General features: G+C 34.7%; 13 protein-coding genes. 12 read left to right on the forward strand and 1 reads right to left on the reverse strand.

The genetic code is table 11. From position 1 onward, the window contains the following. The first annotated feature begins 67 nt into the window (after positions 1-67). The 12 genes from LJY09_RS08005 (at position 68) to LJY09_RS08060 (ending at position 10,895) form a co-directional block, all read left to right on the forward strand. Positions 68-643: a TetR/AcrR family transcriptional regulator gene (locus LJY09_RS08005; RefSeq protein ID WP_226313282.1), complete on the forward strand. Its 576-nt coding sequence runs from the start codon at positions 68-70 to the stop codon at positions 641-643. A gap of 16 nt (positions 644-659) precedes the next feature. Further along, positions 660-2,006: an MFS transporter gene (locus LJY09_RS08010; protein WP_099330799.1), complete on the forward strand. Its 1,347-nt coding sequence runs from the start codon at positions 660-662 to the stop codon at positions 2,004-2,006. A 297-nt stretch (positions 2,007-2,303) separates the two neighbouring features. Continuing rightward, complete coding sequence (locus LJY09_RS08015; RefSeq protein WP_051137098.1) at positions 2,304-3,155, forward strand: transketolase; 852 nt, start codon at positions 2,304-2,306, stop codon at positions 3,153-3,155. Beyond that, positions 3,155-4,102, forward strand: coding sequence for a transketolase family protein (locus LJY09_RS08020; protein ID WP_099330800.1), 948 nt, complete (start codon positions 3,155-3,157; stop codon positions 4,100-4,102). Before LJY09_RS08015 ends, LJY09_RS08020 begins: the two co-directional genes overlap by 1 nt. Positions 4,103-4,151: 49 nt before the next feature. Further along, on the forward strand, positions 4,152-4,910 hold the full coding sequence (locus LJY09_RS08025) for an SDR family NAD(P)-dependent oxidoreductase (RefSeq protein ID WP_034265135.1): 759 nt from the start codon (positions 4,152-4,154) through the stop codon (positions 4,908-4,910). A gap of 208 nt (positions 4,911-5,118) precedes the next feature. Beyond that, positions 5,119-5,829 carry a FadR/GntR family transcriptional regulator gene (locus tag LJY09_RS08030; protein WP_034265132.1) on the forward strand — a complete coding sequence of 237 codons (711 nt, stop codon included), beginning with the start codon at positions 5,119-5,121 and terminating at the stop codon, positions 5,827-5,829. A gap of 685 nt (positions 5,830-6,514) precedes the next feature. After that, positions 6,515-7,846, forward strand: a complete 1,332-nt coding sequence (locus LJY09_RS08035; protein ID WP_154972763.1) for an MFS transporter — start codon at positions 6,515-6,517, stop codon at positions 7,844-7,846. Between the two features lie 105 nt (positions 7,847-7,951). Then, positions 7,952-8,908 carry a 6-phosphofructokinase gene (pfkA, locus tag LJY09_RS08040; protein WP_165635750.1) on the forward strand — a complete coding sequence of 319 codons (957 nt, stop codon included), beginning with the start codon at positions 7,952-7,954 and terminating at the stop codon, positions 8,906-8,908. A gap of 114 nt (positions 8,909-9,022) precedes the next feature. Beyond that, positions 9,023-9,157 (forward strand): GapA-binding peptide SR1P, encoded by a 135-nt coding sequence (locus tag LJY09_RS08045; protein WP_107917869.1) that lies wholly within the window; start codon positions 9,023-9,025, stop codon positions 9,155-9,157. Positions 9,158-9,230: 73 nt separating this feature from the next. Further along, positions 9,231-9,695, forward strand: coding sequence for a ribose 5-phosphate isomerase B (rpiB, locus tag LJY09_RS08050; protein ID WP_154972764.1), 465 nt, complete (start codon positions 9,231-9,233; stop codon positions 9,693-9,695). Positions 9,696-9,979: 284 nt separating this feature from the next. After that, on the forward strand, positions 9,980-10,417 hold the full coding sequence (locus LJY09_RS08055) for an NUDIX hydrolase (protein WP_063246960.1): 438 nt from the start codon (positions 9,980-9,982) through the stop codon (positions 10,415-10,417). 94 nt (positions 10,418-10,511) lie between these two features. After that, positions 10,512-10,895 (forward strand): YkvA family protein, encoded by a 384-nt coding sequence (locus tag LJY09_RS08060; protein WP_028413889.1) that lies wholly within the window; start codon positions 10,512-10,514, stop codon positions 10,893-10,895. A 349-nt stretch (positions 10,896-11,244) separates the two neighbouring features. On the opposite strand, the gene LJY09_RS08065 is transcribed toward LJY09_RS08060, so the two are convergent. Further along, the gene (locus tag LJY09_RS08065) at positions 11,245-11,742 is read right to left on the reverse strand and encodes a DUF2062 domain-containing protein (protein ID WP_099330803.1); all 498 of its coding nucleotides are present in this window, start codon (positions 11,740-11,742) and stop codon (positions 11,245-11,247) included. Positions 11,743-11,817: the final 75 nt, after the last annotated feature.

Genomic DNA, 11,817 nt, shown 5'->3' on the forward strand with positions numbered 1-11,817 from the left:
TTTTCCTTTATATACTGCCTAATGGAAAGTAAATACTTACATTCAGGAAGCATAAAGGATGATTAACATGAAAAAAGATGAAACAAAAAAGAAGATAACAAAAGCTACAATAGAACTGCTTAAAGAAAAAGGCTATAAAGGTACTACCACTAGAGAAATTGCAGAGCAAGCTGGCGTTAATGAATTGACTGTTTTTCGCCACTTTGGCAATAAAGAAGGCATTATTCAAGCTATTGTCAAAACAACAAGCTTTTCACTTGAGATTTTTGATAAATCAATTGAATGGGAGCTTGAAAAAGATTTGACGAATTTCGGTTATCTGTTACTAAAAGACTTTGATAATAACCGAGACATGATTTCAATTGCTTTAAAAGACCCTTTAATTTTCTCACAAGCGCACGAGGAAATTATAAAAAAAATTAATGATACGAAAAAAATATTAAAAGAATACTTTGAAGAAATGCAAAGGAAAGGATATATCAAAGAATTAGATTGCTGCACACAAGCAGAGATTTTCCTAAGTACGTATTGGGGATATTTTATGTATAAACTAAATTTTGGAGACAAAGCCTTACATGCGGATTATCAAGATATGATAAAAAACAGTATAAACACGTTTATAAAAGGAATTTCTCTCCACTAAAAGGAGGCATTAATGTTTGGGTAAACATAAAGAGCTTATCTTGATTATTTCATTGCTAATTGGGACATTTCTTGTACCAATTAATTCAACCATGATTGCCGTTGCTCTATCAACTATATCAGCTCATTTTAATGAACCACTTGCAAATATTTCGTGGGTAGTAACTATTTATTTGATTGTAATGGCTGTTACTCAGCCTATCGCTGGAAAGCTAGGAGATTTGTACGGAAACAGAAATATCTATTTATGGGGCGTGGTGTTCTTTCTTATAGCATCTTTAGGATGTATATTTTCAACTAATCTCATTTCCCTTATTATTTTTCGATCACTGCAGGCAGTAGGAGGAGCTTTACTCACCCCTAACACTATAGCCATCATTAGATATGTGGTGCCAAAAGAGCGGCTTCCTAAAATTTTAGGTGTATTTGGAATGGGAATGGGATTGGGTGCTGCAATTGGACCATTGCTAGGGTCTGTATTGCTTGAAAACTTCAACTTGGAAGCTATATTCTGGGTGAATGTGCCTTTTCTTTTCTTAGCTTTAATCAGTGGCATAGTTATGATTCCTAAATCTAATGTAAAAAAACAAGCAAGTACTTTAGATATTCAAGGTTCCATCTATTTAGCCATTAGTATTTCCTTATTGATTTTATTAACACACGGTATGGAAATTACTAAGGCTTTAATAATGGGATTAGTATTTGTTTTATCTTCATTCTTGTTTATCAAAAGAGAAAATACGGCAGAAAACCCGATTATCAATTTTTCTTTGTTTAAAAATGCCACCTTTACAAGCGCTAATTTGTCTATTATGCTTAGCAATTTTGTTATGTATGTGATTTTATTAATTATGCCGCTGTTAATGAAGGCTCAATTTCACTTATCTACAGCACAAACGGGTATTGTTTTATCGGTTTTTTCGATTTCAATGTCTTTAAGCGGCTGGATAGGAGGATTGTTAAACAATAAGTTTAGTTCTAAAAAAGTGATTGGCTTTTCTTTTGCTATGATCATTGTCTCTACTATTCTTTTTCTATCTTTAGAGAACGTTGGATCTATTCTTTTTCTTATAGTGTCTTTAATTATTGGAGGTTTTTCGACCGGAATAGGTTTAACAAGCATGCAGGTTGCCTCTCTAGACTCGGTAAGCAAAGAGCAGTCTGGTACAGCCTCTGGCATTTATTCAACGTTTCGTTATTTCGGAAGTATTATTTCGTCCACGCTTATTGCTCTTGTTACAAGCTACAACTCCATCTTCATTATTTTAGGGTTATCGGGGGTAGTAGGTATACTAGTAGCTAAAAACATTAAATCTGGTAGCCAAGACATGATAAGCAGCAATAATTCCAGTGCAAAAGCATAGTTGTTTTTTGATAAAGCCTTTGGTTATATATGCGATTTACTAATTAATCAATAAAAAAAGTACTGCTTCTAAAATAGGAGCAGTACTTTTTTTGCTTAAAAACCTTAGAAAAAACAACACACGAATTTACAAACCGACTTGTTTCAAATAAAAAAATTCTAATAATTCAATCTTGTTATTGACGAACTCGCATTTCAGATGTACACTTAAGTCACAAAGCTACTTAGTATACAAGTTACCTAAGTGTACTAAATTATATGTTAATGGATATATCGTTTAGAAAACAGCAAGTCATAAATTAATGAGGTGACTAAAATGAAAGAAATTAGTATTGAAGAATTAAAAGGAAAAGCCATTCAATTAAGAAAAACAGCTCTTACAATGATTTATGGAGCACAATCTGGCCATCCAGGAGGTTCACTTTCTGCAGCTGATATTATGGCAGCGCTTTATTTCAAAGAAATGAATGTTGATCCGCACAATCCTAACTGGGAAGATCGTGATAGATTTGTTCTTTCTAAAGGTCACGTTTGTCCCATTCAATATTCCGCTTTAGCTTTACGAGGATTCGTTCCCTATGAAACGATATATACGCTAAGAGAATACGGTTCTCCGTTTCAAGGGCATCCAGATATGAAAAAGTGTAAAGGTATTGATATTTCAACAGGCTCACTAGGACAAGGACTTTCGTGTGGCGTAGGCATGGCAATTGCAGGGAAACGAGATTTTAAAGACTACCGAGTTTTTTCTTTAGTAGGAGACGGAGAATGTCAAGAAGGACAAATTTGGGAAGCTGCTCAAACAGCAGTTAAGTACCAATTAGATAATTTAATTGTATTTGTAGATAATAACAGACTTCAAATTGATGGATTTTGTGATGAAATTATGCCATTACAAGATTTAGAGAAAAAATTTGATGCGTTTGGTTTTGAAACAAAGCGAATTAATGGACACTCCATGGAAGAGATTGTAGAAACATTGGATGAAGTAAGAGTAGCGAAGAATGGAAGACCAAAATGTATCATCTGTGACACGGTAAAAGGTAAAGGAGTTTCGTTCATGGAGGATGTAGCTGATTGGCACGGAGTTGCTCCTAATGAAGAACAATATCATCAAGCAATGGAAGAAGTAGCAGGAGGTTTAAGATAATGAGCATACTAGAAAAAGATCTTACAATAAAAAAAGCTACGAGAGAAGCCTTTGGAGATGAAATCGTAAAATTAGGGAAAGAAAATAAAAATATTTATGTCATTGATGTCGATATTGCAAAGTCGTGTAAAACAGTAAACTTTATCAAACAATTACCCGACCAGCATATTAATGTCGGTATTGCAGAGCAAAATGCAGCTGGGTTAGCAGCTGGACTTGCTACGACTGGTAAAATTCCTTTTGTAAGCACTTACGCGGTCTTTGGTTCGTTAAGAATGCTTGAACAAATTAGACAAGAAGTCTGCTACCCTAACTTAAATGTAAAGATTGCTTGTTCACACGGTGGTCTAACGCCAGCTAACGATGGCGGAAGTCATCAGGCTATAGAAGATATGGGTGTATTAAGATCGGTTCCAAATATGACCGTCATTATGGGAGCTGACTATTATTCTACTAGAAAGCTAGTAGAACAAGCTGCGAAAATATACGGACCTGTATATCTTCGTTTTACTCGCGATACGGTTCCCATGATTTACGATGAAAATGAAGAGTTTACAATTGGAAAAGCCAAGAAAATTAAAGAGGGAAGCGATATCGCTATTATTGCCAACGGCGATACAGTACGACTCGCTTTAGAGGCAACGAAAGAATTAGAGAAACAAGGCATATCTGTGAAATTACTAGACATGCATACGATTAAGCCTTTAGATCGAGAAGCAGTGGTTGACTGCTTAAATATTGGAAAAATCATTACGGTTGAAGATCACAATATTTTAAATGGCCTTGGCAGTGCCGTATGTGAAGTAGTTGCGGAAGAAGGAAAAGGTACAGTTCGAAGAATTGGTGTACAGGATCAATTTGGGCAATCTGCGCCTTATGAAAAACTATTAGAGTTAAATGGAATTACTGTAGAAAATATTATCAAAACAGCTAAAGAACTGATTTAAGACTAACTAAATTAAATAGAAGAAGCTAACAAGATGGGGGAAATATAATATGTTTGATTTAAAAGAGAGAGTAGCAATTATTACTGGTAGCGGTTCCAAAAAAGGAATTGGACGTACAATCGCCCTGACACTTGCAGAGCAAGGAGCGGCTGTTGTTATAGCAGATATCAATTTTGATGGTGTACAAGATACAGTCAACGAAATAAAAGAAGCCGGTGGCAAAGCCTTGGGAATAGAGCTAAATGTAACAAGTAAGGATTCTTGCGATGCGATGGTTAAACAAACACTTGAAGAATTCGGCAGAATTGATATTTTAATTAATAATGCAGGGATTTCTCAAAAGGTTACCGTTCAAGATATGACGCTTGAAGACATTACAAAAGTGTTTAACGTCAATATGTTTGGGTTGTTTCTATGTACGCAAGCAGTATTAGAAACAATGAAAGATCAAAAGTATGGTCGAATTATAAGCCTGTCTTCTGTTTCGGCTAAAAGAGGTGGAGGAGTGTTTGGGGGACCTCACTATTCGGCATCTAAGGCAGCAGTATTAGGTTTTTCAAAAAACTTAGCGCGCGAGGTAGCTTTAGATGGCATTACGGTTAACTGTGTAGCTCCCGGACTCGTTAATACAGAAATTTGGAAGTCTCTCCCTGAAGAAGATGCAAAGTCTGTGATTGATAGTATTCCTATGGGTAGACCAGGTGAAGTGAAAGAAATCGCGGCTACAATTGCCTTTTTAGCTTCAGAAGAAGCTTCGTATATTACAGGAGAAGAAATTGATATAAACGGTGGCTCACATATGGATTAATATTCAAGTTCGTTATACAGGCATGCCATTATGGTATGCCTGTATAGCTGTTTATTGATAAAATCATTAGCAAAATGAAAAACTCACTACATAAATAAGGATTTTTTTGTTAGAAGATGCTAGGCTTGTTGCCCCTAAAAATAGAACAGTATATAATAATTATGTCTACTTAATTATGAATAAAATGAGTTAATAATTATAGAGAGAAGTGATTTCCATTAGTTTTAATCCAGTTTCCAATAATAAATTATATATTCAAATTTATAATCAAATTCTTTCTGAAATTCAATCTGGCGCGTTCCAAGTGGGAGATAAACTCCCTGCTGAAAGGGAGCTGTGTGAACAATTCGGTGTAAGTCGAGTGCCTGTTAGACAAGCCCTTAGCGCACTAGAATTGAACGGTTTTATTTATTCTCGTCAAGGAGAAGGTGTATACGTTAAAGAATTTCAAACAGAAGCTGAAAATTCTCAATCCACATTTTTGATGGAATCTGCCTCCCCTGAAGACATTGTTGAAGCAAGAATGAACATAGAACCTCTTATTGTACGCTTTGCAGCTTTGAGAGCTACAGAAGAAGACATTAAGGAACTGCGTGCAACAATTAATAAGATGGAGGAAGAAACGAACGCAGGCGTGTATGTACCAGAAACGGATGAAGCCCTACATAACGGCATAGCCAAGGCCTCGCATAATGATTTATTTATTAGCATTATGGCAGCTATCAGCAATGCAATGAAGCAGCAGGAAATGTGGAAGTTTATAAGAGATCGAACAGTAACGAAACCTGACTATAGAGAAGTTAATTTTAATGAGCATAAATTACTTATTAATGCAATTGAACAGCATAATGAAGAAGAAGCTGTGAGAATTATGAATTTTCACATGCGAAATTTATATGATCGTTATTGGAAAGCCTAATTCCAACTGACTTTCTATCAAAAGCATATTAAATATGAAGTTAAAAGGCAGCTAAAGTGCAGCTGCCTTTTTTGTGTTAAAAAAACCGCATAAAGCAAGCACTTTTCTATAATGTCAAAATACGCATTCTTCTTCTCTTCTAATAAAATTCAGAAAATGTTTAATTTAATAATTATATTGACAATTGTTAGGTATGTAAGTACACTGTTTATATAAGGTAACTTAGTATACAAGTAGCTAAATTAATAAAACGGAGGTAATGTGAATCTTAAAATTCATTATTTTTAAGCTTGATATTTTTTGAAGAGATTAGCAGAGGGGCTCAAAAATGTAAGCGTTTTTTATCGTTACTGTGCATTACAAATATTTTGGATTATTAGTATAGAAAGTAGATTTATAATGCTTTTATATCGCTAGTAAGGTTTTGTTGTACGATATTTTCTAATAGTTCTTACTTTTTTAAATGATAAATAATACAGGGGATACTTCGCTTTTTCATTTTTTACATCCCCATATGAAAGGGATTACAGAAGTAGGAGCTAGATTTACTTAGACTTAGAAATAGATTAATCATCTTTTATATCAACCACTAATTCTTTCTGTCAATTAGCCTAGGGTAAATACTCGGGTCAAAGACCAAAGAACACGAAGAGGAGAAAGATGATAACCCAGGGGAGGAATTATTTTGGATTCAATTAACTTAGAACGTTCAACTACCAAAAAAGTAACGTTGAGGCTCATTCCATTTCTATTTTTATGTTTTACCATATCTATACTTGACCGAGTAAATATTGGGTTTGCTGCATTACAAATGAATGAAGATTTAGGTTTTTCTAATGCTGTTTTTGGATTAGGAGCAGGAATTTTCTTTCTTGGCTATTTCCTTTTAGAGGTACCTGGCAGTGCTATGATGACAAAGGTCGGGGCTAGAAGATGGATTAGTAGAATCATGATTACATGGGCAGTTATTGCTATTTTAATGGCTTTTATCCAAACACCATGGCAGTTTTATACAGCAAGATTTCTTTTAGGAGTTGCTGAAGCTAGCTTTTATCCTTGTATGGTCTTTTATCTAAGTGGTTTTTATCAAACAAAACATCATGCAAAAGCAATTGCCGGATTTATGATTGCGATCCCTGGTGCTAATGCAATAGGATCTCCTCTCTCTACTTACTTATTAGGCATTGACTGGTTAAACATGGCTGGATGGCAATGGCTTTTCGTTTTGGAAGCGATTCCAGCTTTGATCTTAGGTGTGATATGTTTCTTCTATCTTGACGATAAGCTTGAGGATGTCAAATGGCTGACGAACGAGGAGAAGAAATGGTTAATCGACGTTACAACAAAAGAGAAGTTAGAAAAACAGGAAGCCAAACACTATACATTTGCTCAGGCCTTAAAAGATCGTGACGTCTTAACCTTATCCCTAGGATACTTTTTCTGGATGGTTGGCTACTATGGCATCGTCATGTTTTTACCGACAATTTCAGAAGGTTTATCTAAAACGACTTCTCTTAGTACACATGCGATGGGCTGGATTTTAGGGTTAATGTATGTTTGTGCAATGGTAACCATGATGTTGGTTAGTAACCACTCTGACAAAAAAAATGAAAGACGTTTTCACGTCGTTGCTTGTTTAGTAACAAGTGGCGTGGCATTAATTATCAGTAGCTACGTTGCAAATACGAACATTGTTTTATCGTTTGTATTCTTGACGATCAGTCTTTGCGGAGCGTTCGGAGCATATTCTCCGTTTTGGGCAATTCCACCATCTTTCTTAACAGAAGCTGCTGCTGCAGGTGCTATTGCTCTTATCAATAGTATTGGTAATCTAGGCGGTTTCTTCGGACCGTATATTGTGGGATACATTAAAGATCTAACAGGATCTTTTAATGCTAGTATGACATTTTTAGGTATTAGCATGTTTGTAGCGTCCTTTATCGTAGCCTTTTTACTAAAACAGTCAGGAAGAGCTATTAAAAAAAACACAGTCGATCAATTAGAAAAAACTAGTTGATTCTTGTTTGAAAGAAATGTGTAGTACTAGAAGTGGCCGGCAATTAGTTTCTAAGACTGTCGGTCAACTTTCTTACATGGATAAGAATAACAGGGGTGTATGACAATGATGAAGCTAGGAGTTTTAACAAGTGGCGGAGACGCTCCAGGAATGAATGCTGCTATTCGAGCAGTAGTAAAAACAGCTGTTTATCACAACATGGAGGTAATGGGAATCGAGGGTGGTTACCAAGGTTTAATAGAAGGTAAACTTTATAGATTAACCTCTACGGATGTAGACTATATTGCGGATAAAGGAGGGACATTTTTAAAAACCTCCCGGTGCCCAGAATTTATGAAAGAGTCGGGGAGAATAAAAGCTTTAAGTATATTAAAAGATTATGGAATTAATCATTTAGTAGTAATCGGCGGTGAAGGCTCTTTTAAAGGAACACAAAAATTACATCAGTTAGGTGTAAATGTCATTGGTATACCGGCAACGATTGATAATGATTTATCTTACACAGATTATTCACTTGGATTTGATACTACATTAAATACGATATTAGAATGTCTTGGTAAAATTAAGGATACAGATTTATCTCATGAAAAGACTACGATTGTAGAAGTTATGGGAAGATATTGCGGAGATTTAGCCCTGTACTCTGCTTTAGCGGGAGCTGGAGAAATTATCTCGACACCGGAAAGAAAATTAAGTTTTGAAGAGATATGTTCCAAGCTGAACAAGAAAATCAAAAGTGGCAAAAAAGATAACCTAGTTCTAATTACTGAAAACATATACGATATTCAAGACCTGAAAAAATATGTTGAGGATCAATTAGATATCAGCGTAAGGACGAGTATATTAGGTTTCATCCAAAGAGGAGGGCAGCCATCCGCATTTGATCGTATCTTAGCAAGTAAAATGGGGATTACAGCAGTAGAACTATTACTTAAAGGGTATTCTGGTAGGGCCGTAGGAATTAAAGAAAATGACTTAATCAATGTAGATATTGAAAAAGTTCATTCGAAGTTATCTAGTAATGATGATAAATACAGCTTACTGGATACCATTCTAGCTTAAGCACATCTTTTCTATCATACAATGGTTTATCAAACTAAAGATAAAACGAATTTGTCTTTAAAGAAATGTATTTGAATACAAACGAATTTTTCTAATAAAAAGGAGGAAATAGCTATGAATAAGCAGGTTAATGTAAAACAGGGAACTATCGTTTGTCAAGTATGTGGGAAAGTTATTGAGAATGTAGACAACTCTGAAGGGGTTAAAACATGGTACGGGAAGTGTTCTGAGGATTGTTCTAGGAAATAACGTATCAGGAAAAGAGACTCAAAAATCATTAGAATTTTAATTAAGACTATAGATGAATGAGGAGAGTAATCTTATGAAAGTTATAATTGCTTCAGATCATGGCGGAATAAACATTCGTAAAGAGATTATCAATCTGCTAGATGAAATGTCCATAATATATGAAGATTTAGGCTGCGAATGCAGCAGTTCAGTCGATTATCCGGACTATGCGATTCCACTTGCCAAAAGAATAGCGAATGGAGAAGCCGATTTTGGAATTTTAATCTGCGGTACAGGGATTGGGATGAGTATTGCCGCTAACAAAGTAAAAGGAATTCGTTGCGCACTCGTTCATGACGTTTTTTCAGCTAAGATGACACGTGAACACAACGATACGAACATTTTAGCCATGGGGGAACGAGTAATTGGGCCAGGTTTAGCCCGCGAAATCGCGAAGACGTGGTTATCAACTCAATTTGTTGGGGGGCGTCATGAAAATCGCATCTGTAAAATTACAGAATACGAAAATGTATCAGAACCTTCTCTTGAAAGAAAATAAAGACAGAAAAGGCAAGAATCAATCTGATTCTTGCCTTTTCCTATTACTTCACTTACTGATATGATGATTACAAATCTTATCAGAATAGCAAAACTAACTATTCCAATTCCCATACCAGTTAACCTTCCGTAAAAGCAGCTTATTATGACAACACTGAGACTAATTCTTTTGCAATTAAAATGGATGTAATAAAATATGCCTGATTTATTCTTGAGAGCTAAAGAAGTTTGTTTGCTGATGAAGAAATTTGCACGGTTAGTATCTATATATAGGAGGAAGCAAGCATGCAGGGTAAAACGATGATAACAAAAGTTATGGCTTACATAACTAGATTCAATGATCCCTATACAGAGTTACTAGTTTGCGAACATAGAGATTATCCAGAAGCAGGAGTTCAAGTTCCAGCAGGTACTGTAGAAGAGGGAGAAACAATTGAAGAAGCTTTATATAGGGAGGTCAAAGAAGAATCTGGATTAGTGGAGTTTTTATCGGTGAACAAAATAAAAACATACGTCTATCATCATGAAAGTAAAAGTCAGTATCATGAACGACATGTTTTTCATTTAGAAGTTCAAGAAGAAACGGCAGAACGGTGGGAATATAAGGTGAATTCTGAAGGGGAAGATGCAGGATTAATCTTTTTCTATTATTGGGTTCCTGTTGGAGCTGTTCCTAAACTAGCTGCAAATCAAGATGACTGCATTAATCAGTTATTCGTATAGTTTTGAATTTACTCATAAAAGAAACATGCATTTAAACAAAAAATAAAACCGATTTTCATATTATATTAAACCGTCCATAAGGAGAATAGGAAACATGCTTAACCAATTAAAGTTGTGGGCTAAAAAGTTAAAAAAGCAGCTATTTATCTTATACTTAGCTTATAAAGATAACCGAGTATCTTGGTATACCAAAGTATTTACTGCTTGTGTGGTTGCATATGCCTTCAGTCCAATCGATTTAATTCCTGATTTTATACCGGTTTTAGGCTATATTGACGATATAATCATTGTTCCTTTAGGAATTATGCTTGCTTTAAAGATGATACCTAAAAATGTAATAGAGGACTGCACAATAAAAGCAGAAGAGCTCATTCAAAATGAAAAACCTAAAAATTGGGTTGTGGGTTCAATTATTATCATAGTATGGCTACTTATTTTTACGTGGAGCTGTTTTACTGTTTTTAAGTTTTTAAACTGAATGTACTCTTACAAAGAAAAAAATATATTAGGTTTACTATCGATCGTTATGATAAAAAATGGTAAATGATATATACAATTGAAAGGAGTACATTAGAACACATGCAGCAAATTGATATTCAAGAAAAAAAATAGACAGAGCTCTCTTTCAATGTATTTCCTCCATATTTATCTTAAAACAGAAACAAAGATTGTACCTTAGCCCATAATTGATAACCATAGGTATCAATTATGGGCTAATTTACCTCTATGCCTTTTGAAAAAATGTTCAGGTTAATGGTTTTTTTATATAAATTATATTGATTTACAATTAGAAATAAAGGTTGAAATCAAGCTAATAATCCATTTGTTTAGTACGGTTTTTTTACTATCCACTTTTTAGAGATGTAGTGTAAGAGAAAGCCTCTGTACTGATTTATAATATAGTAGCTAGCAATATAGAGTATACTTCCAAATAAGAAGCTGTTAAGAATCATGCCTGTTAAAAAATTCTTTCCTACTTTTGCTCCTAGTTCTAGTCGATTATCTAAATCTTCATCTGTATTCTGAAGTAAAGTTTGATCAAGATCGATTGGGAATATATATCCTCCAACTACTGTATTCAAGTAAAACATCAACGGAAAGGCCCACATAAAAAACATTCCACCAATGAGTCCTGCTATGCTGTTTCCTTTACATAATTTAGCTAAACCTACGGATAGTATAATGCCAAATCCAAAGGTAGGAACAAAGTTCACAACAGAACCTAGACTAAAACCTAGCGCAACTTTATGTGAATGATCTTTTAATCGTAATAGTTTAATAAGTAAGTATTTAAACCGGCGCTTCAAACCTGCTATTTTGCTCACATTATTCCCCCTATCCTTTACCATGCAGCCTCTATTTTTCTTTTTTATGTTCACAATTATAAAAAGGTGCTTTAT

It is taken from the genome of Priestia sp. J2 (genome assembly GCF_020790095.1).
In the GTDB taxonomy this organism is placed as follows: domain Bacteria; phylum Bacillota; class Bacilli; order Bacillales; family Bacillaceae_H; genus Priestia; species Priestia zanthoxyli.